Annotated in this window: 33 protein-coding genes; 9 read left to right on the top strand and 24 right to left on the bottom strand. The window is 46.5% G+C overall.

Annotation, left to right across the window (positions count from 1 at the left end; translation table 11 throughout):
* Positions 1-89 precede the first annotated feature (89 nt).
* Positions 90-1301 (top strand): ammonium transporter, encoded by a 1212-nt coding sequence (locus C5I45_RS02205; protein ID WP_107994203.1) that lies wholly within the window; start codon positions 90-92, stop codon positions 1299-1301.
* Positions 1302-1318: 17 nt separating this feature from the next.
* On the top strand, positions 1319-1669 hold the full coding sequence (locus C5I45_RS02200) for a P-II family nitrogen regulator (protein WP_003151222.1): 351 nt from the start codon (positions 1319-1321) through the stop codon (positions 1667-1669).
* 52 nt (positions 1670-1721) lie between these two features.
* Here C5I45_RS02200 and ftsW read toward each other — a convergent pair whose 3' ends face one another.
* On the bottom strand, positions 1722-2876 hold the full coding sequence (gene ftsW / locus C5I45_RS02195) for a putative lipid II flippase FtsW (protein WP_107994202.1): 1155 nt from the start codon (positions 2874-2876) through the stop codon (positions 1722-1724).
* 164 nt (positions 2877-3040) lie between these two features.
* Here ftsW and C5I45_RS02190 point away from each other — a divergent pair, with 164 nt between their 5' ends.
* Positions 3041-3616: an undecaprenyl-diphosphatase gene (locus tag C5I45_RS02190; protein ID WP_025853586.1), complete on the top strand. Its 576-nt coding sequence runs from the start codon at positions 3041-3043 to the stop codon at positions 3614-3616.
* A gap of 16 nt (positions 3617-3632) precedes the next feature.
* Here the strand turns inward: C5I45_RS02190 and C5I45_RS02185 are convergent, their stop codons facing one another.
* Positions 3633-4055 (bottom strand): VanZ family protein, encoded by a 423-nt coding sequence (locus tag C5I45_RS02185; protein WP_014305992.1) that lies wholly within the window; start codon positions 4053-4055, stop codon positions 3633-3635.
* A gap of 91 nt (positions 4056-4146) precedes the next feature.
* The gene (locus tag C5I45_RS02180) at positions 4147-5016 is read right to left on the bottom strand and encodes a stage II sporulation protein SpoIIQ (protein ID WP_017418752.1); all 870 of its coding nucleotides are present in this window, start codon (positions 5014-5016) and stop codon (positions 4147-4149) included.
* Positions 5017-5148: 132 nt separating this feature from the next.
* Between C5I45_RS02180 and C5I45_RS02175 the strand changes: the two genes are divergently transcribed.
* Positions 5149-5646, top strand: coding sequence for a GNAT family N-acetyltransferase (locus C5I45_RS02175; RefSeq protein ID WP_003151217.1), 498 nt, complete (start codon positions 5149-5151; stop codon positions 5644-5646).
* Positions 5643-6092, top strand: a complete 450-nt coding sequence (locus C5I45_RS02170) for a DUF5362 family protein (protein WP_003151216.1) — start codon at positions 5643-5645, stop codon at positions 6090-6092. Before C5I45_RS02175 ends, C5I45_RS02170 begins: the two co-directional genes overlap by 4 nt.
* 31 nt (positions 6093-6123) lie before the next feature.
* Here C5I45_RS02170 and C5I45_RS02165 read toward each other — a convergent pair whose 3' ends face one another.
* Entirely contained in the window at positions 6124-6561 is a 438-nt protein-coding gene (locus C5I45_RS02165; RefSeq protein ID WP_107994201.1) for a DUF5392 family protein, read from the bottom strand.
* 220 nt (positions 6562-6781) lie between these two features.
* On the opposite strand from C5I45_RS02165, the gene cls reads away from it, so the two are divergent.
* Together cls and C5I45_RS02155 are read left to right on the top strand one after the other, a co-directional pair.
* Positions 6782-8230 carry a cardiolipin synthase gene (cls, locus tag C5I45_RS02160; protein WP_003151210.1) on the top strand — a complete coding sequence of 483 codons (1449 nt, stop codon included), beginning with the start codon at positions 6782-6784 and terminating at the stop codon, positions 8228-8230.
* Between the two features lie 135 nt (positions 8231-8365).
* Positions 8366-8752 (top strand): DUF5362 family protein, encoded by a 387-nt coding sequence (locus C5I45_RS02155; RefSeq protein ID WP_003151208.1) that lies wholly within the window; start codon positions 8366-8368, stop codon positions 8750-8752.
* Positions 8753-8789: 37 nt separating this feature from the next.
* Here C5I45_RS02155 and C5I45_RS02150 read toward each other — a convergent pair whose 3' ends face one another.
* The gene (locus C5I45_RS02150; protein WP_014305995.1) at positions 8790-8969 is read right to left on the bottom strand and encodes a hypothetical protein; all 180 of its coding nucleotides are present in this window, start codon (positions 8967-8969) and stop codon (positions 8790-8792) included.
* A gap of 293 nt (positions 8970-9262) precedes the next feature.
* Between C5I45_RS02150 and xynA the strand changes: the two genes are divergently transcribed.
* Positions 9263-9904 (top strand): endo-1,4-beta-xylanase XynA, encoded by a 642-nt coding sequence (gene xynA / locus C5I45_RS02145; protein ID WP_003151206.1) that lies wholly within the window; start codon positions 9263-9265, stop codon positions 9902-9904.
* Between the two features lie 24 nt (positions 9905-9928).
* On the opposite strand, the gene C5I45_RS19845 is transcribed toward xynA, so the two are convergent.
* The 17 genes from C5I45_RS19845 to C5I45_RS02065 all read right to left on the bottom strand — a co-directional run bounded on the left by C5I45_RS19845 (position 9929) and on the right by C5I45_RS02065 (position 23560).
* Entirely contained in the window at positions 9929-10231 is a 303-nt protein-coding gene (locus C5I45_RS19845) for a hypothetical protein (protein WP_234415024.1), read from the bottom strand.
* Positions 10232-10277: 46 nt separating this feature from the next.
* Positions 10278-10682 carry an Rrf2 family transcriptional regulator gene (locus C5I45_RS02135; protein ID WP_015387581.1) on the bottom strand — a complete coding sequence of 135 codons (405 nt, stop codon included), beginning with the start codon at positions 10680-10682 and terminating at the stop codon, positions 10278-10280.
* A 140-nt stretch (positions 10683-10822) separates the two neighbouring features.
* Positions 10823-12532, bottom strand: coding sequence for an urease subunit alpha (gene ureC, locus C5I45_RS02130; protein WP_043867501.1), 1710 nt, complete (start codon positions 12530-12532; stop codon positions 10823-10825).
* Positions 12529-12903 carry an urease subunit beta gene (ureB, locus tag C5I45_RS02125; RefSeq protein WP_003151199.1) on the bottom strand — a complete coding sequence of 125 codons (375 nt, stop codon included), beginning with the start codon at positions 12901-12903 and terminating at the stop codon, positions 12529-12531. Before ureB ends, ureC begins: the two co-directional genes overlap by 4 nt.
* Positions 12900-13217 (bottom strand): urease subunit gamma, encoded by a 318-nt coding sequence (gene ureA, locus C5I45_RS02120; RefSeq protein WP_003151198.1) that lies wholly within the window; start codon positions 13215-13217, stop codon positions 12900-12902. Before ureA ends, ureB begins: the two co-directional genes overlap by 4 nt.
* 353 nt (positions 13218-13570) lie before the next feature.
* Positions 13571-13759 (bottom strand): CsbD family protein, encoded by a 189-nt coding sequence (locus C5I45_RS02115; RefSeq protein ID WP_003151197.1) that lies wholly within the window; start codon positions 13757-13759, stop codon positions 13571-13573.
* A 73-nt stretch (positions 13760-13832) separates the two neighbouring features.
* Positions 13833-14312, bottom strand: a complete 480-nt coding sequence (locus tag C5I45_RS02110; protein ID WP_003151196.1) for a hypothetical protein — start codon at positions 14310-14312, stop codon at positions 13833-13835.
* 122 nt (positions 14313-14434) lie between these two features.
* Positions 14435-15565: a response regulator aspartate phosphatase gene (locus C5I45_RS02105; protein ID WP_003151195.1), complete on the bottom strand. Its 1131-nt coding sequence runs from the start codon at positions 15563-15565 to the stop codon at positions 14435-14437.
* A 190-nt stretch (positions 15566-15755) separates the two neighbouring features.
* Positions 15756-16781 (bottom strand): GTP 3',8-cyclase MoaA, encoded by a 1026-nt coding sequence (gene moaA, locus C5I45_RS02100; RefSeq protein ID WP_015387579.1) that lies wholly within the window; start codon positions 16779-16781, stop codon positions 15756-15758.
* 17 nt (positions 16782-16798) lie between these two features.
* The gene (gene fdhD, locus C5I45_RS02095; protein ID WP_025853589.1) at positions 16799-17587 is read right to left on the bottom strand and encodes a formate dehydrogenase accessory sulfurtransferase FdhD; all 789 of its coding nucleotides are present in this window, start codon (positions 17585-17587) and stop codon (positions 16799-16801) included.
* Between the two features lie 94 nt (positions 17588-17681).
* Positions 17682-17846 (bottom strand): hypothetical protein, encoded by a 165-nt coding sequence (locus tag C5I45_RS19715; RefSeq protein WP_003151191.1) that lies wholly within the window; start codon positions 17844-17846, stop codon positions 17682-17684.
* Positions 17847-17932: 86 nt separating this feature from the next.
* Positions 17933-18613: a VWA domain-containing protein gene (locus C5I45_RS02090; RefSeq protein ID WP_015387578.1), complete on the bottom strand. Its 681-nt coding sequence runs from the start codon at positions 18611-18613 to the stop codon at positions 17933-17935.
* 309 nt (positions 18614-18922) lie between these two features.
* Entirely contained in the window at positions 18923-19609 is a 687-nt protein-coding gene (locus C5I45_RS02085; RefSeq protein WP_003151188.1) for a VWA domain-containing protein, read from the bottom strand.
* 264 nt (positions 19610-19873) lie between these two features.
* Positions 19874-20905 (bottom strand): stage II sporulation protein D, encoded by a 1032-nt coding sequence (spoIID, locus tag C5I45_RS02080; RefSeq protein ID WP_014306003.1) that lies wholly within the window; start codon positions 20903-20905, stop codon positions 19874-19876.
* A 198-nt stretch (positions 20906-21103) separates the two neighbouring features.
* A complete protein-coding gene (gene murA, locus C5I45_RS02075) occupies positions 21104-22414 on the bottom strand; it encodes a UDP-N-acetylglucosamine 1-carboxyvinyltransferase (RefSeq protein WP_003151185.1) in 1311 nt (436 codons plus the stop codon).
* A gap of 33 nt (positions 22415-22447) precedes the next feature.
* Positions 22448-23188: a YwmB family TATA-box binding protein gene (locus C5I45_RS02070; RefSeq protein WP_032857509.1), complete on the bottom strand. Its 741-nt coding sequence runs from the start codon at positions 23186-23188 to the stop codon at positions 22448-22450.
* 141 nt (positions 23189-23329) lie between these two features.
* Positions 23330-23560, bottom strand: a complete 231-nt coding sequence (locus C5I45_RS02065) for a DUF1146 family protein (RefSeq protein WP_003151181.1) — start codon at positions 23558-23560, stop codon at positions 23330-23332.
* Between the two features lie 172 nt (positions 23561-23732).
* Between C5I45_RS02065 and C5I45_RS02060 the strand changes: the two genes are divergently transcribed.
* A complete protein-coding gene (locus C5I45_RS02060) occupies positions 23733-24203 on the top strand; it encodes a hypothetical protein (RefSeq protein WP_003151179.1) in 471 nt (156 codons plus the stop codon).
* Positions 24204-24247: 44 nt separating this feature from the next.
* Here C5I45_RS02060 and C5I45_RS02055 read toward each other — a convergent pair whose 3' ends face one another.
* Positions 24248-24646 (bottom strand): F0F1 ATP synthase subunit epsilon, encoded by a 399-nt coding sequence (locus C5I45_RS02055; protein WP_003151176.1) that lies wholly within the window; start codon positions 24644-24646, stop codon positions 24248-24250.
* A gap of 23 nt (positions 24647-24669) precedes the next feature.
* Positions 24670-26091 (bottom strand): F0F1 ATP synthase subunit beta, encoded by a 1422-nt coding sequence (atpD, locus tag C5I45_RS02050; RefSeq protein WP_003151173.1) that lies wholly within the window; start codon positions 26089-26091, stop codon positions 24670-24672.
* Positions 26092-26104: the final 13 nt, after the last annotated feature.

The raw sequence follows: 26104 nt of genomic DNA, 5'->3' as shown, positions 1-26104 counted from the left end.
ACCTTACACGAAAATGTTTTATCGTTCTTTTTTCTCTATAATAATGAATTAATCACGATTACATTTTGAATGAGACGGAGGAATACAACATGCAGATGGGCGATACAGTATTTATGTTCTTTTGCGCTTTACTCGTGTGGCTGATGACCCCCGGGCTGGCTTTGTTTTACGGCGGAATGGTAAAAAGCAAAAACGTGCTCAGCACGGCGATGCACAGTTTTTCTTCCCTCGCCATCGTATCCGTCGTTTGGGTTTTGTACGGATATTCACTTGCTTTTGCCCCCGGGAATACATGGCTTGGCGGGATTGAATGGGCCGGACTGAAGGGGGTCGGCTTTGAACCCGGAAGTTATAGTGATACGATCCCGCATTCATTATTCATGATGTTCCAAATGACGTTTGCCGTACTGACGACGGCCATTATTTCCGGAGCATTTGCTGAACGTATGAGATTCAGTGCTTTTCTTGTATTTTCCTTTTTGTGGGCTTCCCTCGTATATACGCCCGTTGCGCACTGGGTATGGGGCGGCGGCTGGATCGGCCAAATGGGCGCTCTTGACTTCGCAGGCGGAAACGTCGTCCACATTTCTTCCGGGGTCGCCGGGCTCGTGCTGGCGATTGTGCTCGGGAAACGCAAGGACGGCACGGCGGCTTCGCCTCACAACTTAATTTACACGTTCTTGGGCGGGGCGCTCATTTGGTTCGGATGGTTCGGCTTCAATGTCGGCAGCGCCCTCACGCTTGACAGTATCGCGATGTTTGCCTTCATTAACACAAACACCGCGGCTGCAGCCGGAATTATCGGCTGGATTTTAATCGAATGGATGCTGAATAAAAAACCGACCATGCTGGGTGCTGTGTCAGGCGCTATTGCCGGGCTTGTCGCCATTACGCCGGCTGCCGGGTTCGTTACGCCGTTCTCTTCCATCGTAATCGGTTTCATCGGCGGGCTTGTCTGCTTCTGGGGCGTGTATTGGCTCAAAAAGACTTTCGGATACGATGATGCGCTTGACGCTTTCGGCCTGCATGGAATCGGCGGGACATGGGGCGGCATCGCGACCGGTTTATTCGCCACCACTTCCGTCAATGACAGCGGGGCAAACGGACTGTTTTACGGCGATCCGGGACTGCTCTGGAAGCAGATTGCGGCCATTGCGGCAACCTATGTATTTGTATTTATTGTCACTTTCGTTATCATTAAAATTGTAGGTCTGTTCATTCCCCTCCGCGCCAGCGAAGAAGAAGAGTCACTTGGGCTTGATTTAACGATGCACGGGGAAAAAGCATATCAGGACTTATAAAGTGAGGAGTGGCTTAGATGAGCGGTCAAATGTTCAAGGTAGAAATCGTTACGCGTCCGGCTAAGTTTGAAACATTAAAACAGGAACTCGGTAAAATCGGAGTCACATCGCTGACCTTCTCCAACGTACACGGCTGCGGCCTTCAAAAAGCTCACACCGAACTGTACCGCGGAGTCAAAATTGAAAGCAATGTGTATGAACGGCTGAAAGTGGAAATCGTTGTCAGCAAGGTCCCCGTTGATCAAGTGGTGGAAACGGCGAAAAAAGTGCTGAAAACGGGAGAGCCCGGAGACGGCAAAATATTCGTCTATGAAATCGGAAACACGATTAATATCCGCACCGGAGAAGAAGGACCAGGAGCTTTATAAACAGACAGAACGCCCGGAGACAGAAATATCCCGGGCGTTTTTTCTCGCTTCATTAAAAAGAAGAAGCCTTTTTTTCATGCGGGGCAGGACGCTTATGCCGTACGGTTTGTTTTTTCGCATATGTACTGATATTGACCAGTATGCCGCACAAAAACAGCGTCATAATCAATGAAGAACCGCCATAGCTGATAAACGGAAGCGGCACACCCGTAACCGGGAGGAGTCCGCTCATCGCTCCCAAATTCAAGACAACCTGAAACATTAATTGAAACGTAATTCCGATGGCAAGAAGCTTCCCGAACGGGTCCTCAGCCCGCACGGCCGTTTTTACGCCGAGAAGCATTAACGCAAAATATAATCCCAAAACGATCAGAACACCGAATATCCCCAGCTCTTCACTGATCACGGCCATAATGAAATCGGTATGCGCCTCAGGCAGATAGTTCATTTTTTCAACACTGTTTCCAAGCCCTCTTCCGAAAAACCCGCCTCCGGAAATAGCAAAATAGGATTGAATCAGCTGATAGCCGTCCCCGTTCGCGTCACCAAACGGATTGGTAAAGGAAACGAGGCGCTTCACACGATAGGATGCAGAAAAGGCGAGATAAACAACCCCCGACACCGCCGTCGCGCCGAGCACGAACAGATGGCGCTTTTTCAAGCCGGCACATAATAAAATCGACCCGCACGCCGCCAGGATTAAGGAAGCCGTCCCTAAATCAGGCTCCGCCAAAGTCAGCAGAAAAGCGGTCCCCAAAATTACTAAAGGCGGCAGAACCCCTTTCACAAATTGATGAATGTACGGCTGCTTTTTCGTATAAATCGAAGCGAAATACAAAATCATGGCGATCTTCGCCAATTCAGACGGCTGTACGACAAGCGGGCCCGCTCCCAGCCACCTGCGGGAAAAATTCCGCTCCAGCCCGATTCCCGGTATCAATACGAGCAGCAGCAATACCAGCGAACCGACCACAAACAGCGGTACAAGCCGCGCATACCGCTTATACGGCAGACAGGCGGCAAATAGAAATAAGCATAATCCTATCAGTAAAGAGGCACTTTGTTTATGGAAGAAATAGGATGGATCTCCGTACCGCTGAGACCCCATCACATCACTGGCGCTGTACACCATTAACAAGCCGAATCCGCAAAGCAGCATAATGACAAACACAAGCGGCAGATCGGCGTTTTTCAAACGTTTCAGCAACGGACAAAACTCCTTCGGCTATTCTTTTCCCGCATACTTGACGCACAGTAATACAGTCACGTTTCATTCTGTTTACTTTTTTATGATTATTTTTAATACCAATTGTGTCTCATAGAAAAAAGCATTACACTGTTCATATAAAATAAAGATAAAAGGTGATATTTGTGAATTACGAACTATTTAAAGCGATCAATGGTTTGTCGCACCATAGTGCCATTCTCGACTCTATCATGGTATTTATAACGGAATACGCCATTTACGCCTACGCCCTTTTCCTGCTTGCCATGTGGCTGTTCGGAAGCACAAAAGGCAGACAAAACGCCCTGTACGCGGGCTTCACGGGTGTTGCGGCGCTTATCATCAACTTCCTCATCACGAAAGTCTATGTCGAGCCGCGCCCCTTTGTCGAGCATACGGTTCATACGCTGATCCCTCATGCCGCGGATGCTTCATTCCCGAGTGACCATACGACAGGCGCTTTGGCGATTTCAATTGCGATTCTGTTCCGCAACAAAAAACTCGGCTGGCCGCTTGTGATTTTCGGCCTTTTGACCGGCTTCTCAAGAATTTGGGTCGGCCATCATTATCCGATCGATGTGCTCGGAAGCATTATCGTTTCCCTCATTGTCGGATTCCTGCTGTTCAGATTTTCAAATGTACTTCGTCCGATTGTCGATCTGATCGTGCGAATCTATGAAAGTATCGTTCATAAAAGCAAATCGACAAACCATAATATATAAAAAAAGCCGGCGTCTGTCACAGACTGCCGGTTTTTGTATGTTTGGCTGTATGCTTTTTCCTTTGTAAAGCACAGAATGCGGCAATGCCGAGACTGTCAATCAGCACATCGCGGAGGCATCCGTTTCTGCCGAAAAAGAGCTGGACGATTTCTGTCAGGAAAGCGGCGGCCAATGCATACAGCACCGCCCTCTTCATGCGCCTGCGCTCCCTGAAAAACAAATAGGCGAGCACAAAAAATGAAAACGCGTGCCCGAGCTTTTGAATCGCCGCTTCCGGTATGGCGAGCTCCGCCATATCGAACACAAAGAAACCGGACACATCCGGATGGGACGTGAAACGGAAGGACACCGTCTGCGACACAATCATATCGTGAAAGCTTTCAGTCAAAGCAGAAACGAAAACAAAGACGAGCCACCCGGCCGCCAGACATTTATTCATTCAGCATCTCCTTCGTTTTCTATTAGTATAAAGGCACATGCAGCAATATGAAAAGCGCCTATCAGAGCTGATAGACGCTTTGGGATCAAGATTACTTGCCCGAATCTTTCATTGAGCCGTCATCTTTACCATCTGTCTTGTCTTTTGTGCCGTCTTCTTTGTCACCTGGTTTTTCTTCGGTTTCTTTTTTAGGCGTCACATCTTTTTTCTCGGAAGACTGCTGAATTGACCCTTCCGTTTCTTCTGTCACAGCGTTTTTCTCTTCAGCCGCCGCTTTTTCAATAGATGTTACCGGCTTGTCCATAAAATTGAGCGGGTTCATCGCTACGCCGTCCTTGCGGATTTCAAAGTGCACGTGATTTCCGCTTTCTTCACTGTAAAGATTTTTTCCGGATTTACCGATGACCTGGTTCTGCTTTACTTTGTCGCCCTGATCCACGCTGACTTCAGATAAAGACTGATAGACAGTAGACAGGCCGTCTGAGTGTTCAATTTCAACCACATACCCCAGTACCGGGTCTTTAGCAGCTTTAACAACCGTACCGCTCAGAGAAGCAGAAACATCAAATGATTTTCCGTCTTTCTCAGCTAAGTCAATTCCTTTACTGAGGCTGTACGTGTTATTATAGTTAACAAGTGCTGCTTCTTTCTCTTTTTTTGCGGCATCAGATTCGTAAAACTTTTTCACAACAGAAACATTTTCAGAATGAGCAGCCGGCATTGCGACGTTTTCCATTGACTTGCCTACTTCGACGGCATCGTCTTTGCCGCTGTCATACGCGGAGTTTCCGCCGTTGTTCGTCAGATTGTCCTTCACATCATTCGAAACGGATTGATACCAAAGGACAGCTGTTAAAATGACGGCCGCACTGACTAAGTAGATTGCAGGGAATATCCAGCGTTTGCGAAAAAACCGCTGAAGTTTTTTGACTTGAGAAGTTTTCTTTTCTTCCTCTCTCATTTGTTCATCACCTCAGCAACATTCTGAACACTTTTCTGAAAATATATACACATCCATAAAAAACTTTTTTGGAAGTAGTATGTGCGGATTGCACTTAATTATGTAATGAAATGTGAAGGGAGATCCCGGAATATGAATTTAACCCTGCGCAAAGCCGTATTGGAGGATTTAGATGCGGTGGTGGCCATATACAACTCGACGATTGCCTCACGAATGGTAACGGCTGATACGGAAGAAGTGACGCCCGCAGACCGGATGGATTGGTTTTTGCGGCACACGGACCGGCGCCCGCTGATGGTCGCGGAAGATGAAACCGGCAAAGTGGCGGCCTGGATCAGCTTTGAAACGTTTTACGGCCGTCCGGCCTATGACAAAACGGCGGAGATCAGCATCTATCTGCATCAGGATTGCCGCGGCAAAGGAGCAGGAAGCTTTCTGCTGAAAGAAGCCCTGGCACTCGCTCCGACAATCGGCATCCGCAGCCTGATGGCTTTTATCTTCGGACATAATGTGCCGAGCATTAAGCTGTTTGAAAAATTCGGTTTTACCGAATGGGGCGTATTCCCGGGTATCGCCGAAATGGACGGAAAACGATATGACTTGAACATTTTAGGGAGAGAACTGTCATGATCACCATCGATAAAGACAAAGACGAAAACCAGCCGCTCAATAAAAAAGCCCGTTCCCTTGCCGACATCGCCAAATGGGGAAAGATCACCGCCGTGTTTCTGATCATCACAGGTTCTCTTTCCGCTCTGTCAGCCATTGTGACGCTGCTCGGAGCCATTCCGGGTGTTCTGCTCATCATTTCCGGCGTCATGCTGATGCGCTCGGCAAAAGCGGCTGCCGCCCTTCAGGAAGGGCTAGAAGAAAACGCGGAAGAAAATATGCTTGCACATTACGCGTCATTTATCAAAATGCAGTTTTTTTACGCGGCATCCAGTGTGGTACTGGGCATTCTCGCTTTTATTTTAGTCGTCATCTTCGCTGTCATCGGAATTATGGCTTATTACAGCACTGATACGTATGACACGCCTGATTCATATTACTATGAGAACGATCCTGTATTTGAATGACAAAAAGAGCTGATCGCGCGTCAGCTCTTTTTTAATACAGCATTTCTTTTTTCCGGTCTTCTTCCGTTAAAAATTCAATAAAGCTCTTCATCGCAGACGGCTCCTCGGCAATCAGCCGGGTATAGGCGCTTTTCCGTTCCTCGGACAGAATATCGCTTTTTCTGATCCTGTTCAGCATATAAAGGCGGATCGTTTTTTGCACCTGTTTCCGCTGATAGCCGGCTTCATTAAAAAACGCAAGACCCAAAGCCGCAAGGAGGGCAAAAATGCCGGCCGATACGAGAGCTCCTCTCCCGGAAGGGGCCTGAATCAAAAGCGATGCCAGATGAAACAGACTAAAAGCGGCGAGCGGGAAAGCAAGAAAACGGTAAATGATGCTTTTTTTCATCAGCGGCGCGATGGCGATTTGTATTTTCTGAATTTCTTTTTTTATGAATCTCGGCAATTGTTCCGCATGCTCCAGCTTCATGCCCTCTCCCCTTTGCTGTCATTTTTGTCTTCTTTTTCATATATGCATATTTTACCGCACCCGGAACTTTCTTTGAAAGAAAACTGCATTCATCTTTGATTCCGGCTCTTTATTCTTTCAAAATGTCAATGTTATAATTTGAAATGGGAATCAGATTGCTGCACTTGTCGGAATACTAATGGGCACAGTCTTGATAAATATGATATAGCGGGGTTGCAAAGTGAGCATTTCATTTATTTTATTCGGATTTTTTTTCGTTTTAAATATACTTTTGGCCGTCATCATGATTTTCAAAGAAAGACGCGATGCCAGCGCTTCATGGGCTTGGCTCTTGGTTCTTTTTTTTATTCCCATTTTAGGGTTTATTTTATACCTGTTATTCGGCCATAACCTGAGACGCAAGCACCTGTTTCAATGGGAAGACCGTAAAAAAATCGGAATAGAAAAGCTGCTGAAGTTTCAGCTGAAAGATCTGAAGTCGAGGCAATTCCAATTTAACAACAGGGCGACTGTGGATAATAAAGACCTCATCTATATGCTTGTCATGAACAACCACGCAGTCTTTACAGAGGATAATTCGGTGGAGATTTTAACGGACGGGCGCGATAAGTTCAAACGCTTAATGAAGGACATTTCCAACGCAAAAGATCACATTCACCTTCAATACTATATTTATAAAGGTGATGAACTGGGAAAAAAATTGCGCGATGCCTTAGTGAAAAAAGCACGGGAAGGCGTAAAGGTCAGAGTGTTATATGATGAACTCGGTTCAAGATCACTCAGAAAAAAATTCTTCAAACCGCTGCGGGACGCCGGCGGCCATGTGGAAGTCTTTTTTCCTTCCAGGCTTCGTCCGATTAATTTGCGGCTCAATTATCGGAATCACCGCAAGCTCGTCATCATTGACGGCGAAACCGGCTATGTCGGCGGCTTTAACGTCGGAGATGAATATCTCGGCCTGAATCCGAAATTCGGCTACTGGCGCGATACGCACCTCAGACTTCAAGGCACGGCGGTACACGCCATTCAGACACGGTTTATTCTCGATTGGAACCAAGCTTCCCATCACCATACGCTCACTTACGTTCCGAATCATTTTCCGGAATGCGAGCCGAAGGGCAATGTCGGGATGCAGATTGTCACGAGCGGACCGGATTCAGAATGGGAACAAATTAAAAACGGCTATATCAAGATGATCTCAACGGCCAAACGGTCGATCCTGATTCAGACGCCTTACTTTATTCCTGACTCAAGTCTTTTGGATGCCCTCAGGATCGCCTGTCTGTCAGGCATTGACGTCAAAATCATGATTCCGAACAAGCCGGATCACGCTTTCGTTTACTGGGCGACTTTATCTTACATCGGCGATCTTTTGAAAGCCGGAGCCTCAGTCTACATTTACGATAACGGCTTTATTCATGCAAAAACGATTGTCGTCGATGATGAGACGGCTTCAGTCGGTACGGCGAATATCGACGTCAGAAGCTTCAGACTTAATTTTGAAGTCAACGCCTTTATTTATGACGTCACCATCGCGAAAAAACTCATTTCCTCATTTAAAGAAGATCTGCTCGTCTCCAGAAAATATACGTATGAAGAATATCAGGAGCGTTCGCTGCGGATCCGCATTAAAGAATCGATTTCAAGACTTCTGTCGCCGATTTTGTAATTCCCGGGATGTTTCCCGGGAATTTTCTGATATAAAAACGGACACGGCTTGAAAAAACACATTTTATATTCAAAAGAATGACCGAATAGTGTATAAATGAAAAGTGAGTATTTTTTTGTAAAGGAGTGCCATGGTTTGAAACCTGAATCAGTGAATCGTTCGCTTATTTCTATTTCGAAATGGGGAAAAGCGACAGGTATTTTGTTTATTATTATAGGCGCGTTTGCGGCGCTTTCGGGCGCGTTTTTCTTTTTAATCGGAGCCATTCCCGGCGTTCTGCAGATCATTGCCGGCATTTTTCTGATGCGCTCGGCAAATGAAGCGGGACAGATGGCGGCGCAGTTCAATGAACTGACAGAGGAACATATGCTGGAGAATTATGCAAAGTTCGTGAAAATGCAGGGGATCTATCTGATCGTGACGGTCGGCTTGTCCGTACTCGGTATCGTTCTATTCATTGTCCTCATGACGCTCGGCATCGTGGACGACGCGTTTAATAATATTGATGCCAATACATATTAAAAAGGAAAATCCCGGCGCATCCGCCCGGGATTTTTTCTTATTCCGCTTCTCCGACAACGGTAAAGTTTTTCTGCTTTGGATTTGCCAATACGGCGGCGAACAGCATTGACGCTGTATGCTCCAGCGCGCTTTCCGTTCGGGTCATGGACTCCGTGCTCTCAAGGTCTTGTAAATTCTCGCCTGCTGAAGCGCTGTCTGCAGATATTCTTTCGGACATTCCGGCTTCGGCCCATGTGTCCCCATCAAATCGAAAATGTCTTTTCAGATGAAACGTTTCCTCAGAGTTTCAACTGAAATCACTCAGTTCTGCGAAATAAGGCTATGGCGGTACAAGACCACTCATCATACAATTTTTTGGGTCTTTGTAATTAAATTACAATTGTTCTTAATATTCACCCATGTATTCATGCTATTATATTGAAAGGAACGATCAAAAGCGTTGGCGTTCGTTAAATATTTACGAGTGCTGCCTCATGTCAAAGTCAGAAAAAATAGTATAGGAGGTAACATATGTTTAAGTTTAAAAAGAAATTCTTAGTGGGATTAACGGCAGCTTTCATGAGTATCAGCATGTTTTCGGCAACCGCCTCTGCAGCTGGCACAGATTACTGGCAAAATTGGACTGACGGGGGCGGGACAGTAAACGCAGTCAATGGCTCTGGCGGAAATTACAGTGTTAATTGGTCAAATACCGGGAATTTCGTTGTTGGTAAAGGCTGGACTACAGGCTCGCCATTTAGAACAATAAACTATAATGCCGGAGTTTGGGCGCCGAACGGCAATGGATATTTGACTTTATATGGCTGGACGAGATCGCCCCTCATCGAATATTATGTGGTGGATTCATGGGGTACTTACAGACCTACCGGAACGTATAAAGGTACTGTAAAGAGTGATGGAGGTACATATGACATATATACAACGACACGTTATAACGCACCTTCCATTGATGGCGATAACACTACTTTTACGCAGTACTGGAGTGTCCGCCAGTCGAAGAGACCGACCGGAAGCAACGCTGCAATCACTTTCAGCAATCATGTTAACGCATGGAAGAGCCATGGAATGAATCTGGGCAGTAATTGGGCTTATCAAGTCTTAGCGACAGAAGGATATAAAAGCAGCGGAAGTTCTAATGTAACAGTGTGGTAACAGCTCATCTCTAATGAGGGGCAGCTAACGGGCTGCTGATCGTTCCTTGAGAAATTTTATAATGATTGTGAAGAGGCGAACGGTTTTGGCATTACCGGAGGCAGGATATTCTCCATCAGTTTTTTTAGCGCGTATTAAAATAAGAGTTCCGTCTTTTTTTGGTAACCCGCTTCCAACAGACACCTTCACATAAGCCTTAAGCAAAATAAAAATATCCCGGTTACCACCTCCTTTAGTTTCGGAGGTTTTCTTCATTAAACAGATCGCAATCCCGCATCCAGGCTTGTCTGAATATGGAGCCAAAACCGTGATTTCCTCATTACCCATTGTAACCATTTCCGTTACACGTCTAGCGGCATGAACCCATCTCTTTTTAACAAAAGAGATGATTCATTACATCATAAAGGGACTTGCTCGCAAGTTCATTCTCCATTGCCCGCTGTACGCTTCCGAACGTCTCATCGAGCGCGCGCTGAATATTTTTGCCGACCGGACAGTCGGGATTCGGATTGTCGTGAACCGCAAAAAGCTCTTCCTTATTCTGCACCGCCCTGTAAACCTCTAAGAGGGTGATCTCCGACGGATCTTTTTTCAGGCTGGCTCCCGGAACACCCGCCCGGGATGTCAGAATACCCGCTTTTTTCAGCTGGCTGATCGTTCTCCGCACTACGACGGGATTGGTGTTTACGCTGCCCGCAATCATGTCCGATGACGCCCGTTCATCCTTTGAGATCAGCGATAAAATGTGAATGGCCACAGCAAGACGGCTGTTAATCATGTTTTTCACCACCATTGTAACCAAAATAGTTACATTTCATTTGTTTGTCAACTACTAATATACACTAAAACGGGCGGCAGGATGAAATCAAGTTGGCAATAGAGGGTAAACAGGCCGGCGGGAAACCGGCCGGAGAGGGATTAAAATAAGAAATAACGCTGTCCTAGCGGAACATAGCTGACGGGCTGGCATGCCAGCTCTTCTCCGTCGGCGAATACCTGATAGGTTTTCGGATCGACATGTATATTCGGCATCGCGTCATTCAGCTTCATGTCGAGCTTACTCAGCTTACGGATATTCCGTACGGGAGAAATCATTTTTTCAAGGCCGAGCTTTTCCGGCACACCGTTTGCGATACCGGCCTGGGACATAAATGTAATAGAGGTGTTGCGGTTTGCTTTACCGTATGATGCGTACATCTGCCGCATAAACACGGGCTCAGGCGTCGGAATGGAAGCATTCGGATCTCCCATCTGGGCGCGGGCAATCATGCCGCCTTTGAGCACAAGTTCAGGTTTGACGCCGAAGAAAACCGGGTCCCATAGTACGAGGTCGGCGAGCTTTCCTTTTTCAACGGAACCGACTTCATGGCTCAGACCGTGAGTGACAGCCGGGTTGATCGTGTATTTGGCGATATAGCGTTTGGCGCGCACATTGTCATTGCCGTTTTCTCCCGATAGAGCGCCGCGCTGTTTTTTCATTTTATCGGCCACCTGCCATGTCCGGATAATCACTTCTCCCACCCTGCCCATCGCCTGCGAGTCAGATGACGTCATGCTGATCGCGCCGATATCGTGCAGAATATCCTCCGCCGCAATGGTGGCCGCTCTGATGCGTGAATGACTGAACGCCACGTCTTCAGGCACTTTTGAATCTAAATGATGGCAGACCATCATCATATCAAGATGCTCGTCCATCGTGTTGACGGTATATGGAATCGTCGGCGTCGTAGAGGACGGCAGGATATTGGCGTAAGATGCGAGTTTCATAATATCCGGTGCATGGCCTCCGCCGGCTCCCTCTATGTGATATGTATGGATAACCCGGTCGCCGATCGCATCAAGCGTATTTTCTAAAAAGCCCGCTTCATTTATCGTGTCTGTGTGGATCGCCACCTGAATGTCCGCCTCATCCGCTGCTTCCATGCAAGCTTTAATGGCGCTTGGCGTTGATCCCCAATCTTCATGCAGCTTCAGGCCGATTGCGCCTGCTTCCACCTGCTCGATCAGCGGCGCTTTATCGGATGCATTTCCTTTTCCTAAGAAACCGACATTGATCGGAAACTCCTCGGCCGCTTCCAGCATTCTCGACATGTACCATGCACCGGATGTACAAGTCGTCGCTTTACTTCCCGTCGCAGGACCTGTTCCGCCGCCGAGAAGCGTAGTCACGCCTGAAGAAAGCGCGACTTCCATCTGCTGCGGGCAGATAAAGTGGATATGCGTATCCACCCCGCCGGCCGTTACGATTTTCCCTTCGCCGGAAATGACTTCTGTTCCGGCACCGATAATCATGTGCGGGTCCACCCCATCCATCATATCAGGGTTGCCGCTTTTCCCGACGCCGACAATCCGGCCGTCCTTCACCCCGATATCCGCCTTGACGATTCCGATATAATCGAGGATGACGGCGTTTGTAATGACCAGATCAAGCGCTCCGTCTTTCCCGGTGATACGCCCGTTCTGCCCCATGCCGTCCCGGATTGTTTTCCCTCCGCCGAAAATCATTTCTTCCCCGTAATTCGTGAAATCTTTTTCGACTTCAATCCATAAATCCGTATCTCCGAGTCTGACTTTGTCTCCCGTTGTCGGTCCGAACAGTTCTGCGTATTGCTCACGCGACATTTTCATCGGATCGCCTCCTCCATCCATCCGGCTTTTTTAAGATTTGACAGCGTCTTCTCTTTTCCCCGCTCATCCATGTACGTATCGGCCATGCCGTTGAGACCTCTGACCGTTTTTCGCCCTCCGATTTCCACGAGCGTGACGGTTTTCTCTTCTCCCGGTTCAAAACGGACAGATGTGCCTGACGGGATATCAAGGCGCATGCCGATGGCTTTGTCCCGATTGAAGGAAAGGGCGCCGTTGGCTTCGGCAAAATGAAAATGCGATCCGACCTGCACTGACCGCGTTCCGTTATTGGTGACTGACACCTCCAGCGTCTTCCGGCCTTCGTTAATGGTGATGGTCCCCTTTGCGACTTGAATCGCTCCCGGCTTCATGACTTCACCTCCGCTTTGATCGGCTGATGAACGGTGACAAGCTTAACCCCGTCCGGGAACGTCGCTTCCACCTGAATGCTGTCCAGCATTTCCGCAACGCCTTCCATAACGTCTTTTTCAGTCAATACATTGCGGCCGGATTCCATCAGCTCAGCAACGCTTTTTCCGTCTCTCGCGCCTTCCATCAGATAACAGGTCAAATATGCGGCGGCTTCGGGATAATTCAGCAGAACGCCGCGCGCCTTCCGCTGCTTAGCGAGCTCTCCCGCCGTAAAAATAAGCAATTTTTCTTGTTCAACCGGTGTCAGTTTCATCTGTATTCCCCCTTAGTGATAGTCAAACACAATCCGCATGGTCATACCGAAACGATGCAGGCGGCCGCCACCCCCTTCACCTCATGAAATGTTAAGTGATAAAAGTTATTCGACAGTGAACTGCCCGATTCCTTTTGCAGAAATGACCGATTTCTCATTTTTTTCTTCAACAAACGTTTAATTAAATGTGAAGAAAGGTTACATTCTTTGTGAATATTATAAAGAAATCGCCGGGGAATTTATAGAATATTTAAAAATTTAGTGAATATTAACCAAACGAACTGGAATTTTTGTCATTTCTCATAACAAAAAGCCCAAAATATTTTGGGCTTTTGCTGTGTTTCACGATCAAATTAATCATCACTGAGTTTATCTTTCGTTTTACCGACACCCTTTTGCAGGCTGCCTTTCGCTTTGTCTTTTTTCCCTTCCGCTTTTAAGTCGGACTTGTTTGCCATGTCGCCTGCTTTGTCCTTTGCTTCCCCTTTCATTTTGTTCATGCCGCCTTTTACTTTGTCTTTTAAACCGTTATCTTCACTCATGGTCTCTTCAGCTCCTTTTGTTTTTGTGTACTTGTTTTCTTCCCTTTCAGCCTGATAGCAAACATTTCAACTCTCAATTATTGATTTCACAGCGTTCCCCGTAGCGGATCACTTTGTAAACGGCCAATCCGTCTGACAGCTTATTATCCCCGTATTGCACGGGCAGAAGAGCAAAGAAAACATAATAAGTTGAAAAATAGACAAATTGGTAAAAAAATAAGTTTGGCTCTAGGAAATCTTTTATGATCAGCAGATTTATTAAAAAGATAGAAGCGAGATTAAACAGACAGCCTCCGGAATAGACGAGCGCGCTCGTCAGACGGTTATCTATCCGCAATTCGCCGAACTTGCAGAAAGAATCTATGAAGTAGATACGCCGAACCTGAATCGGCCCTACTTTTAAAAGACGTTTCCCCATTCCGATATCCAACGACGCCTTGCCTCCGAACAGCATGGCCATAAAGCTGTGTCCCGACACATGGATGACAGACACCATCGGGAGAATGATGAGAAATGAAACGAAAAACTTTATCATATCATTAAATCCGAACAACAAATCCCTCCTTCCCATCGTACTTTTTTCCCTCTTTTGCGATTTTTCCGATTTTTTCTATGATCAAACGTCCTGATGTGCATAAAAAAATAACCATCTGCTGATCAGATGGTTAAGAAAAATTATATATCGTATAAACACTGTTCTTTTTGAATGTTTTCTCTCATGCGAATCGCTTTTTCATAAAAATACGCCGCTTCTTTATATTGCTCATGTGCGCTTGTGTAAACGGCGGCCTCCAAGGCGAAATCTTCAATATACACATACAGCGATTTTTCATTCATATAGTCAAACACTTCATGGATTAAATCCATATTGAGTGACTCCAAATAAAGCGCTTGTAAAAACTTATACTTCTCTAAACTGAATCGGTCGCCGCGTTCTTTCGCGATCATGATCCCTCTTTCATAATAGGTAAGGGCCGCTTGGTCATCATGCAGCCTGAAAAGGGTGTGCGTTAAGCTGAACAGCGCCTTCGGAAGCTGTTCAAGCTGATGCTCTTCAAAAACGGGAACCGCTTTTCTAAAGTACCGGGCCGCTTCATCCAGATCCCGCTTTTCAGCATAACAATTCCCCAGATTGTAAAGCGAAGACCCGATCAGGCGGGGCTGTCCTTCAAGCAAAGAAAGGCGGAGGGCTTCGTCTAAATGCTCAAGCGCTTTGTCGTAGTTTTTGCAGTCGATGTAGTTTCCTGAAATGACGAAATGGCATTGAATTCTCCGCACTCTGTAAAAATCGTGTTTCATATACGTATCCAGCGCCTGAATCCCGTGATTCATGGAAAAATGAGTCTGCTTCATGACGTAAAACACTTCAGACATCTTGAAATGGAATTCCGCCCTCTCTATATCATCCTCGACAAATGAAAGGAGTTTTTCCGCTTTCCGGTAAAAAGAAATAGCCGCAACATAGTTATTGTGATCGAATTCATACATCCCTCTGAACAAATGGAAATAATACTCAGACAGTCCCGATATGCTGTCCGTGCTTTCGATTGTCTTTTGCAGCTCGCTGTACTGAATCTGTGATTGTTCGGTGCATTCCGGCTTGACGTAATCAAGCATAATATGATGGCGGTAGCTGATCAGCTGATAATATAACAGCAGCAGCTGGTCTTCCTCCATACGTTGTATATCCTCATCAATTTCCTCTTTCAGCTTTATGGCATCAGCCGCTTGAAACGCTAAAATATGCTTGTACCATTTGTTGATCTTGACTCCAACTTGAGATGACGGAATCTCGTATGCGGTCATGCCCCTTTCACAACCTTTTCTAATTTCTATTGGTTATATTTTAACATATTGTATGGCTTTGGAATTGCATAACTTGATTGTCCTGCATCAAAATTCCTATCATATATTTCGGCTGTTACCGGTATTTTTTGAACAGACCGCTCTCATAATGTGAATAAAAAAGCCTGCCCTTGTCCGGGCAAGCTTTTCTTCATCCGCCTATATAAGACATTTCCACCTTCTTTTTTCCATCCGTTTTAGAAAGCGCGCGGTCAATTGAATACTGATCCGTGCGATTTCTCCAAACAGAAGCGATGGATTCCGTCAATTCATCATCGGTCAGACCGCCGCGCACGAGTTTCCGAACATCATAGCCGCTTGAGGCAAACAGGCACGTAAACAGCTCGCCTCTCGCCGACAGGCGCGCTCTGTTGCAGGAGGCGCAGAATGCATCCGAGACGGAGGAAATCACGCCGATTTCGCCGGAACCGTCAAGATAGCGGAACCTGGAAGCGACCTCTCCTTTATAATTCGCTTCTATCGGCTCCGTCGGCATGTGCTGGTTGATCAGATCAATAATTTCGGCCTTCGTGATCACGTCTTTTTTATTCCATTGATTCGTATTGCCTACATCCATAAATTCAATAAACCGGAGAATATGACCCTTTTCTTTAAAATAGCGGGCCATCGGCAGGATATCTTTTTCATTGACGCCCTTTTGAACAACCATATTGATTTTCACACCGAGTCCGGCCGCTTTTGCCGCCTCAATGCCCTCAAGCACCTTGTTCACCGAAACGCCGCGGCCGTTAATGGCCTTAAACCGCTCATTCTCTAAAGAATCGAGGCTGACTGTCACTCGATGCAGCCCCGCCTGCTTCAGTTTTTCCGCATACACGGGAAGCAGAGAGCCGTTTGTCGTCATCGCGATATCTTTAAGTCCGGGGATGCGCGCAAGTTTTTTGATCAATTCAGGCATATCTTTTCTCATGAGCGGCTCTCCGCCTGTCAGCCTGATTTTTTCAACGCCGAAGCGGCCGACAAACAGCTTCGCAAGCCGCTCAAGCTCCTCGAAGGAGAGCAATTCCGTCTTTTGTAAAAATGGATAATCCGGTCCGAATAATTCGGCTGGCATACAGTACGTGCATCTGAAGTTGCAGCGGTCGGTTACAGAGATACGAAGATCCCTGAGCGGCCTTTCCTTTTTGTCTGTCACCCGGCGCGTTTCTGTATTCATAAGCCCAAGACCCCTTTCTATTGTTCAACCCGTTCAGGATGTGTGTATACGTTAAATGATCCGTTTCTGACAAAACCGATCGCGGTGATGTTCAGCTCTTCCGCCATTTGCAGCGCGAGCTCCGTCGGCGCCGATTTTGAAATGACAAACGACACGCCGATTTTTGCGGCTTTTAATAAAACCTCTGAGGAAATCCGGCCGCTGAAGACGATCAGCTTGTCACGGACGGGCATTCCGTTTTTCAAACAGCAGCCGTACAGCTTATCCAGCGCGTTGTGGCGCCCGATATCCGTCCTCATCAAGAGCAGCTTTTCCGTATCGCACAGCGCTGCATTATGGACGCCGCCCGTTTCCCGGAAGGTGCCGCTTCCGCTTTGCATCTCCTTCATCAGGCGAAGGCACGTCTCAGGAGTTATGGTAATCCGGCTGACGGCGGTTTTGGCCGTTTTCACATCCTGCTGAAAGTAAAAATGGCGGCCTTTCCCGCAGCATGAACCGATGACCCTCTTCGTATAGTCTTTTTGCTCAAGCACTCCGGGATTCGTCAGTTCAACATATGCGAACCCGAGACTTTCATCTATAGTAAAGCTTTTGATCTCTTTTTCAAAACGAATGACGCCTTCTGATGCGAGAAATCCGATGACGAGTTCCTCTAAATGGTCAGGCGTGCAGACGAGCGTAACAAATTCCTGCCCGTTCACCATGACGGTAAGCGGATACTCTGAAACCATCCGATCTGCCGTCTTTGTTAATACCCCTTTTTCATAGCGGTATATGTCTCTTACCGCTGTTGTTTTTTCATCCACTGTTTTCCCCTCCGCAGTATCCTTCTCTTTTATTCTTCCACAATCCCTGTATTTTGTCGAATTTGCGGTTTAAAAAAAGAGCCCTCTTCGGACTCTATGTTTCATTGCGATGATGTCTGCTCAGAATGGTGAATAAAATAACTGCGGCGATAATGGCCAATATACTGACGAATATGAAGGCGGCAAGCTTCAGAAAAATCCCTATCAGAACAAAAACGACTGCCGCCAGCACCAATATAATGCCTGCTCCTTTTAACAACAGCGTTCATCTCCTTTTATCCGTATCATTCCCGCGGTTCCGTTTTCTAAACAAAAAAAGACGCCTCGCGGGCGTCCTTTTTTAACCTATTCTTTTGCTAAATCCTTTGCGGCGTCTTCCCAAGCCTGTTTGAACTCGTCCGCGCTGTCAGCTGAGACGTATGTGCCGCCTCCCGCTTCCGCCGCTTTTTCAAGGCTTTCGCTTCCTTTCATGCCGAAGTTGAAGCCGATGATATTGACGACCGTGTTGACATTCGCTTTACGGAGCTTTTGAATTTCGGCTTGAGGATTCCCGCCGCATGTTTCTTCACCGTCTGTGATCAGATATACGACGTTTTTCCCTTTAGCGCCGGCCCGCTCAAATTCTTCACGTGTATCAGAAAGCGCTTTCGCTATCGGTGTCCAGCCGGTTGGTTTAATCTTGCTGAGTGATTGCTCAAATGGAGTCACGGCGTACGGCTGAAGGCCGTATAACGTTTCTGTCGCGTTACATGATACGGCTTTGCCTGAGTTTTTATTATTGCCCTTATGCCCGAATACCCGAAGCATCAGATTCGTGTCTTCAGGAAGAACTTCCGCAAAAGAAGTGACAGACTCTTTCGCAACATCTATTTTACGCTCTCCCCCTGTTTTTTGTATCATGCTCCCGCTTGCGTCAAACAGCACGGCGACGTTTGTTTCTTCGTGCTTTTTCTCAGCTGCAAAAACAGGTGATCCGAGTGAAAGCGTCAAAAGTCCGACAATCCCCGCAGTGAACATTTTTTTCATTTCCTTCATTCCTCTCCGTTTGTTTTTGGCCGATGGGCCCCCGGCTCTTCTCTATGCTAGATGAGGAGTATGCAAAAAGATATAGGGCGGGATTCCTTTTGTATAAGCGGCTGTACGCCGTTAAAAATGAACAGAATTATGCGCATCATCCTAAAAAGATTGGATAAATGATGACAGATTTAATGCCTTTTTCGCCCTTTTTGTAATATAAGTCCGGAATCTGATTCTTTTTACAGTTTTCTCTTCATCTTTTCTTGAAATTTTTGTTAAATAAAAATAAAAAAAAGGGCCGCTAAACGGCACCTTTTCTTATTTCGCTAATGAACTCGCTTCCATCGTAAAGATGCGGTTCATATCCTTTTGGCTGTGAGCTTCGTAATATTTTCCTCCGCCCGCACCGGCAATTGCGTGAAGCTGTCCGTTGAAGCCTTCTTTAAAGTCAAAGCCGATTACGTTGACTTTAATATGATGTTTGCGAAGTTCTTTCGCTGTCTTAATAGGATCTCCGCCGCATGTCTCCTCACCGTCCGTCAACAGGTAAACGGATTTAAAGCCGAATTTATGAACGCCGTTAAAAGAAGCCTTCGCATCTTCTAATGCTTTTGCAATCGGTGTCCAGCCCGTAGGCCCGATTCCGTTCAGAGAGTTGAGGAAGCTCTGTCTGTCAAACTTTTGGAATCCGTATACACCGCGAATGGATTCACAAGATTGAACTTTTCCGGAGTTTTTATTATTGCCTTCCGAACCGAAAACCGTCATTCTGACCTGTGATGTAGACTTAATTCGATCTGCAAAACGGACGATTTCATCTTTTGCCATATTGTATTTAGAAACGCCGTCAATCCGTTTCGCCATACTGCCGCTCGCATCAAGCAAAATGGCGATATTGTTTTTAAATAAAAATGTCTTCTCGTTTGCATTCTCGGCAGCAAAAGCAGGAGATGCAGCAGTCAGCATCAATCCGAGCATGATTATGAGTGAAAGTGTTTTTTTCATTGCTTCTTCCCCTTTTCAATAGATTTACGTTCAACGCCGAACAATATTTATCGTAAATGAGATGAAAAGGGAAATAAATAGGACGGCGTTCCTCATTATTTTTGCGTATATTCACATAGATACGGCATTTTTATCAGTGATTTTCACCCGGCGCTCAGCCTTCAGACGGCATTTGTCAGCCTTTAGGCTTTCGTTATATGAGTCTGTTGGTTGCTTTACCGTTTATGGAATAGTTTTCAAAAAAACAGACGCTCATGAAAGCGTCTATTTTTTCGCCATATATTTGTTTAAAAATGAATCTGCTTCGGATATGTCCACTCCCTGATAATAATGCTTGACGATGTCCGCCACGGATTTCCCCTGCTCCGCCATGTAATTGGCCCCGTACTGGCTCATGCCGACGCCGTGGCCGAATCCTTTTGTCGTAATGGTGATGCTGCCGCCGTTCCGTTTCCATTCAAAGTCGGCAGAACGGAGTCCGAGTTTTTCCCGGATGTCTCTTCCCTTCAGCTTTTTGCCGTTTATGACGGCCGTCGCCACTTGATGGCCCGGCGTTCTGGCTGTAATCTGCCCTACCGTGTTTTGTCCCGAGAGCTGTACGCCGAGCTTTTGCTGAAACTCCGGCACACTGAAGGTCTGGGTGGCGAGATATTTCGGCGAATGCTTATCCCACGGACTTTTCACGCTCTTTAAATAAGGAATGGCGCTTGTCCAATAGGCTTCCGCATTTTCCGTATACCCGTTGCTCGTAGAGAAGAAAGATGCCTCAATCGGCTTGTTGTCGTACGTTAAAATCTTTCCTTGCGTGCCTGCGACCGCGTTTGTGATTTTCTTGAGGTTGTGTGCGTACTTAGAACCCCATTCTTTTTTCAGCTGACTTTTGCTTTGATAGACTTGGAACATTTGCGTATCGTCCACCAGTGATCCTTTCGGCGCCTGAACGGCTGAGTCAGCGACCATCAGCCTGACGATGAAGGTCCGGGCGGCGAGCGCCTGGGCTTTTAAGGCTTCCGGTTTAAAGGTTGCGGGCATTTCGGAAGCCACGACACCGATCACGTACTCTTCAAGCGGAATGTTCTCTACAGAATGATTGGATGTCCGATAAACCGGAATGGATACAGGTGATTCTTTCAATGTTTCTGCTCCTTTTGTTTCTCGTGTGGTGTGTGTTGTTTTGTGTCCGGGCTCTCTGTTTACGGCTGCTCCTTTTTCCGCCTGAAACGGAAGAACGAGAATGGTGGGAACAAGAAGAATAAGTATACACAGCCCGGATAGTAGAAATACAATCGGTTTCATATATCAGCTGCCTCCTGCTTGGGATTCGACTCTACTTCATCTTATGGGCAGGGACAAGCTAATATGACTTCCTTTTGGACAGAATCTTATTCCATTTTTCACGCGAAAAACGTATTCTTTTTTGAAAATCAGAGCATAATAATGATGATAAACCATAAAAAAACAGTATGCCAGATTGACATACTGTTTTTACAGCCATTATGCGTTTAGGTCAGTTACGACTTCTTTGCTTTCTTGTTCAGCGGCCGTTTCATCAACGACACGCTCGATGTCAGCGCCGAGAGCCGCAAGTTTTTTATGGAAATTCACATAACCGCGATCCAAGTGCTTCAGTTCCGTGACGCGTGTATGACCTTCAGCCACTAATCCCGCAAGAATCAGCGCCGCGCCCGCACGCAGGTCCGTAGCGGCAACTTCTGCGCCTTGCAGCTGTACAGGGCCGTTAATGATCACAGAACGTCCTTCAATTTTAATGTCGCCATTCATCCGGCGGAATTCTTCAGCATGCATAAAACGGTTTTCAAACACAGTTTCAGTAATCATGCTTGTTCCGCTCGCACGGAGAAGCAGCGCCATCATTTGCGACTGCATATCAGTCGGGAATCCTGGGTGAGGCATCGTTTTAATGTCGATCGGCTTCAGCTGGGCAGGACCGATGACACGAAGGCCTTCTCCTTCATCCGTAATTTTGACTCCCATTTCTTCCATTTTCGCAATTAAAGACGTAAGATGCTCAGGAACCGCACCTTTGACTAATACATTTCCTTCCGTGATAGCCGCAGCCACCATGAAAGTACCCGCTTCAATACGGTCAGGAATGATGTTGTGTCTTACGCCGCGAAGCTTCTCGACACCTTCAATTTTAATGGTGCCTGTGCCGGCTCCGCGGATTTTTCCGCCCATCGCATTGATATAGTTCGCTAAGTCAACGATTTCAGGCTCTTTTGCCACGTTTTCAAGCGTTGTTGTTCCTTCAGCTAAAGCAGCTGCCATAATCAAGTTTTCTGTCGCACCCACACTTGGGAAATCTAAATAGATTTTTGCGCCCTGCAGACGGCCTTCCACTTCTGCTTCAATAAAGCCGTTGCCTACTTTGATTTTTGCACCCATTGCTTCAAAGCCTTTTAAATGCTGATCAATCGGTCTTGAGCCGATTGCGCAGCCGCCCGGAAGCGCTACTCTTGAATGACCCGTACGAGCTAACAGAGGGCCCATAACAAGCACTGACGCGCGCATTTTGCGCACATATTCAAAAGGTGCTTCTGTTTCTAAAGCGTAAGAAGCGTTTACGGTAACTTCATTATTCTCAAAATGCACATCTGCTCCTAAATGACGCAACACTTCATTAATTGTATATACATCGGAGAGCGTAGGTACATCACATATTACGCTTTTTTCTTCACTTGCTAATAAAGATGCAGCGATAACTGGTAAAACGGCATTTTTTGCTCCTTCAACTTTCACTGTGCCGTTTAACTTCTGACCGCCGCGGACGATGATTTTTTCCAAGGTATTCCCCTCCGCGTCCCTATATTCTCTATATTAATATTCAGTTGTCACGATTGGTGTGCCAACCGTAACGGTATGTTTTCCGCCCATTCCCGCACTTCTAAGCGCAACTTGCACATTCATCTTATGTTTCGATGTCATGATGTAATCTGTCCACTTATATGTAAATGCAGAAACAGAAACGAAATGAGGCTCAACTACATGTTCAACTGGACTTGCTTCAAATTCTTTCATGAGCTGTTCTGCTTTTTTTTGCAAAACAATACTCATATTATCATTTAAATGACCCTTTAGACAAGTAAAAATAAATACTTTATTTTGAAATATGTCATGTGCCTGCCGTTCAAACTGTTCATATGTATCATTCCAGTTTTCCGGTTGCTCCGGGCTCATTTGCTCATATAATAAATACGAAGTTGGGTTCTGTTTTTTGAGGGTAGTGACGAGCTGCAGTTTAAAAGTTGTGTGATTTTTTTTGTCAGAATACGTGCCGACGGCCTTTACGATTTTATCTTCCCGCGCGGATTCCCAATGATATTGCGGATACTGCGTCTTCAGTTCTTTTACCTTGTCATCAAATTCACTCAGTGACAGGTTCAGATTTTTTTTCGCATGAAGCGTCCATTCATCCACAGTGACCTGCTGCCGCTCCATTCCTTCGGCAATCTGGGCAAGCGGAGACAGCTCACTTGCATGAATGGAATGAAATACCGCTATTAAGGCGCTTAAAAAAACAAAAAACAAGATGATACGGCCTGCTCTTTTTTTCTTCATATCGATCTCTCCCCCTTACTCCCATTTTTGCCGGAGCCGGGGAAAGCAATACATGGAAAACTTCGTCAAAACTCGCCAAGCGGGTGAAGAAAAATTGGTTTCTCACCCAGCGATTCCCTTCATTTCAACAGACGAAACATCTTAAAATAAGTATGGAAGCTGTTTCGAATAGGTAAGATAATCTAAAAAGAAGTTGGCGACTGCCGTACCGATCGCAATGGTAAGAAGAATGATCAGCAGCCTCGCCTGCACTATTTTTCCTTTTCGGATCAGCGGATCAAAGTTGACGGCCTGAAGCGCCCACCATGTCACCGCAATGCATACCAGGTGAACCAGGATGCTGATTGCGGCCTGCTGCCCCAATACATTCACAAATTCCATCTCCTTTCATTTTTTCCGCCCCTCATATCCTCTCTTATTATATAAGAAGAAGAGAGAAAGATGATCATTTTTACATCAGAATTTTTATCCAAAATTAGGGGCAATCCCCGCTTAAATGTCCGTTCTCCGGCATGATATACTTTTTTGGAAAGGAGATGGGAATATGAATCATTCCTTTTTTCATCCGGAAAAGCAGTATGGAGAAACACTTCCCGTATTTGACCACGAGTGGGAAGCGATAGCATTCTACTATGATTATAGACAGTCTCAAACAGAGGAACTGAAAGAATTATGTCAGTTTTTCAACATTTCTCTTGATTATTCACCCGGCAGCCTGCTGGCAGTGGAAGCTCTTTACTTCCGCAGCATAAAAGAGCTGCTTTTGGCGGATTGGAACCTGCCGATTGACGAATTTGAGAAAATGCTCAGTGTGTATGTCATCGATTGCGCCATCAGACATCATGACGATGCCGAATGGGTCGTCAAACCTTATCCGTATACGGACGGCGCTTATACGACGGGTGTGCGGAGAGGAAACAAAACGTGGCACACCGACAACTGCTGCGAACATTTATATCTGCAAAAAGAAGAGGATCATCCGCTTATCGGCGTCTATGAATCTCTTATGCGTTAATATAGAAAAAGAATCCTTCTCAGACAGCCGAGAAGGATTCTTTTTTAGTTTCCTGCAACATCCAATCTGTTTACAGCCCGCTGTAACGCAAGCTCAGCCCGACGAATGTCAGTATCATCTGATCGTTTGTTCAAACGGTCTTCCGCCCGCTTTTTCGCAGCAAGGGCGCGCTCTTTATCAATGCTTTCCGCTGTTTCAGCGGCTTGTGCAAGGATAGTGACCTGATCAGGACGGACTTCTAAAAATCCGCCGCTGACAGCCGCCAATTCGGTCTGCCCGTCTTTTTTAAGGCGGACAGCGCCGATTTTAAGCGGAGCCACGGTCGGAATATGGCCAGGCAGGATACCGAGATCACCGCTCTCGGCTCTTACACTCACCATTTCAATATCAGCATCATATACTGGGCCGTCGGGAGTAACGATATTGACTTTAACGGTCTTCATGCTTTTACCCTCCTAGGACCAGATTAAACTTCTACACCCATCTCTTTTGCATTCTCAATGACTTCTTCAATGCGTCCCACAAGACGGAATGCATCTTCCGGAAGATGGTCATATTTACCGGAAAGGATTTCTTTAAAGCCTCGTACCGTTTCTTTAACAGGCACGTAAGAACCCTTTTGTCCCGTAAACTGCTCAGCTACGTGGAAGTTTTGAGAAAGGAAGAACTGGATACGGCGTGCGCGGTGAACGACAAGCTTGTCTTCTTCACCTAATTCGTCCATACCGAGAATCGCGATAATATCCTGAAGTTCTTTGTAACGCTGAAGCGTTGACTGAACTTCACGCGCCACCGCATAATGCTCTTCTCCGACAATTTCCGGAGCAAGCGCGCGGGAAGTGGAAGCCAGCGGATCAACCGCAGGGTAGATACCCATTTCAGTTAATTTACGCTCAAGGTTAGTCGTTGCATCCAAGTGAGCGAACGTTGTCGCCGGAGCCGGGTCAGTGTAGTCATCGGCAGGCACGTAGATCGCCTGGATAGATGTAACTGAACCAACGTTTGTAGACGTAATACGCTCTTGAAGCTGACCCATTTCTGTCGCAAGCGTCGGCTGATAACCAACCGCAGAAGGCATACGGCCGAGAAGCGCGGAAACCTCTGAACCCGCTTGTGTGAAACGGAAAATGTTATCGATAAAGAACAGTACGTCCTGTCCTTGTTTATCACGGAAATGCTCAGCCATTGTAAGACCCGTCAGTGCTACACGCATACGTGCGCCCGGCGGCTCGTTCATCTGTCCGAAGACCATGGCTGTTTTCTTGATAACGCCTGAATCGCTCATTTCGTAGAAAAGGTCGTTCCCTTCACGAGTACGCTCTCCTACACCGGCGAATACGGAAATACCGCCGTGCTCTTGCGCGATGTTGTTGATTAATTCCTGGATTAATACGGTTTTACCTACGCCGGCGCCGCCGAACAATCCGATTTTACCGCCCTTGATGTAAGGAGCGAGCAGGTCAACAACCTTAATTCCCGTTTCAAGAATTTCAACCTCAGTTGAAAGCTCATCGAATGAAGGAGCTGATCTGTGGATCGGGTCCTTTTGAGCATCCGCAGGCAGCGGTTCATTTAAATCAATTTTATCTCCCAGTACGTTAAATACGCGTCCGAGAGTCACATCACCGACAGGAACGGAAATCGGCGCACCTGTATCAACGGCTTCCATTCCGCGCTGAATTCCGTCCGTAGATGCCATGGCAATTGTACGGACTGTATCATCGCCTAAATGAAGAGCAACCTCTAGCGTTAGGTCGATGCCTACTTCATTTTCGCCTGTAGCTGGCTGTGAAACTTTAATCGCATTATAAATCGCAGGCAAGTGGCCGTCCTCGAAACGTACGTCGACAACCGGTCCAAGCACCTGACTTACGCGTCCTTTCTTCATCGCTATCCCTCCT

It is taken from the genome of Bacillus sp. ZY-1-1 (assembly GCF_003047165.1).
Taxonomy (GTDB): Bacteria; Bacillota; Bacilli; order Bacillales; family Bacillaceae; genus Bacillus; species Bacillus velezensis.
Note: the sequence above shows the minus strand (reverse complement) of the source record. Positions and strands in the feature narration are given on the sequence as shown.

Bases quoted from the DNA above. Each gene is read 5' to 3' on its own strand.
- C5I45_RS02070 (WP_032857509.1), bottom strand. From the start codon at position 23,188: ATGAAGAAAAAAAGAGCAGGCCGTATCATCTTGTTTTTTGTTTTTTTA.
- ureA (WP_003151198.1), bottom strand. From the start codon at position 13,217: ATGAAACTGACACCGGTTGAACAAGAAAAATTGCTTATTTTTACGGCG.
- C5I45_RS02135 (WP_015387581.1), bottom strand. From the start codon at position 10,682: ATGATTAACAGCCGTCTTGCTGTGGCCATTCACATTTTATCGCTGATC.
- moaA (WP_015387579.1), bottom strand. From the start codon at position 16,781: ATGAATACAGAAACGCGCCGGGTGACAGACAAAAAGGAAAGGCCGCTC.
- C5I45_RS02060 (WP_003151179.1), top strand. From the start codon at position 23,733: ATGAATCATTCCTTTTTTCATCCGGAAAAGCAGTATGGAGAAACACTT.
- C5I45_RS19845 (WP_234415024.1), bottom strand. From the start codon at position 10,231: ATGGGTAATGAGGAAATCACGGTTTTGGCTCCATATTCAGACAAGCCT.
- C5I45_RS02085 (WP_003151188.1), bottom strand. From the start codon at position 19,609: ATGAAAAAAACACTTTCACTCATAATCATGCTCGGATTGATGCTGACT.
- C5I45_RS02090 (WP_015387578.1), bottom strand. From the start codon at position 18,613: ATGAAAAAAATGTTCACTGCGGGGATTGTCGGACTTTTGACGCTTTCA.
- ureB (WP_003151199.1), bottom strand. From the start codon at position 12,903: ATGAAGCCGGGAGCGATTCAAGTCGCAAAGGGGACCATCACCATTAAC.
- C5I45_RS02055 (WP_003151176.1), bottom strand. From the start codon at position 24,646: ATGAAGACCGTTAAAGTCAATATCGTTACTCCCGACGGCCCAGTATAT.
- ureC (WP_043867501.1), bottom strand. From the start codon at position 12,532: ATGAAAATGTCGCGTGAGCAATACGCAGAACTGTTCGGACCGACAACG.
- xynA (WP_003151206.1), top strand. From the start codon at position 9,263: ATGTTTAAGTTTAAAAAGAAATTCTTAGTGGGATTAACGGCAGCTTTC.
- C5I45_RS02115 (WP_003151197.1), bottom strand. From the start codon at position 13,759: ATGAGTGAAGATAACGGTTTAAAAGACAAAGTAAAAGGCGGCATGAAC.
- C5I45_RS02200 (WP_003151222.1), top strand. From the start codon at position 1,319: ATGAGCGGTCAAATGTTCAAGGTAGAAATCGTTACGCGTCCGGCTAAG.
- atpD (WP_003151173.1), bottom strand. From the start codon at position 26,091: ATGAAGAAAGGACGCGTAAGTCAGGTGCTTGGACCGGTTGTCGACGTA.
- C5I45_RS02180 (WP_017418752.1), bottom strand. From the start codon at position 5,016: ATGAGAGAGGAAGAAAAGAAAACTTCTCAAGTCAAAAAACTTCAGCGG.
- C5I45_RS02105 (WP_003151195.1), bottom strand. From the start codon at position 15,565: ATGACCGCATACGAGATTCCGTCATCTCAAGTTGGAGTCAAGATCAAC.
- C5I45_RS02175 (WP_003151217.1), top strand. From the start codon at position 5,149: ATGAATTTAACCCTGCGCAAAGCCGTATTGGAGGATTTAGATGCGGTG.
- C5I45_RS02205 (WP_107994203.1), top strand. From the start codon at position 90: ATGCAGATGGGCGATACAGTATTTATGTTCTTTTGCGCTTTACTCGTG.
- C5I45_RS02165 (WP_107994201.1), bottom strand. From the start codon at position 6,561: ATGAAGCTGGAGCATGCGGAACAATTGCCGAGATTCATAAAAAAAGAA.
- C5I45_RS02170 (WP_003151216.1), top strand. From the start codon at position 5,643: ATGATCACCATCGATAAAGACAAAGACGAAAACCAGCCGCTCAATAAA.
- C5I45_RS02150 (WP_014305995.1), bottom strand. From the start codon at position 8,969: ATGTCCGAAAGAATATCTGCAGACAGCGCTTCAGCAGGCGAGAATTTA.
- spoIID (WP_014306003.1), bottom strand. From the start codon at position 20,905: ATGAAACCGATTGTATTTCTACTATCCGGGCTGTGTATACTTATTCTT.
- C5I45_RS02185 (WP_014305992.1), bottom strand. From the start codon at position 4,055: ATGAATAAATGTCTGGCGGCCGGGTGGCTCGTCTTTGTTTTCGTTTCT.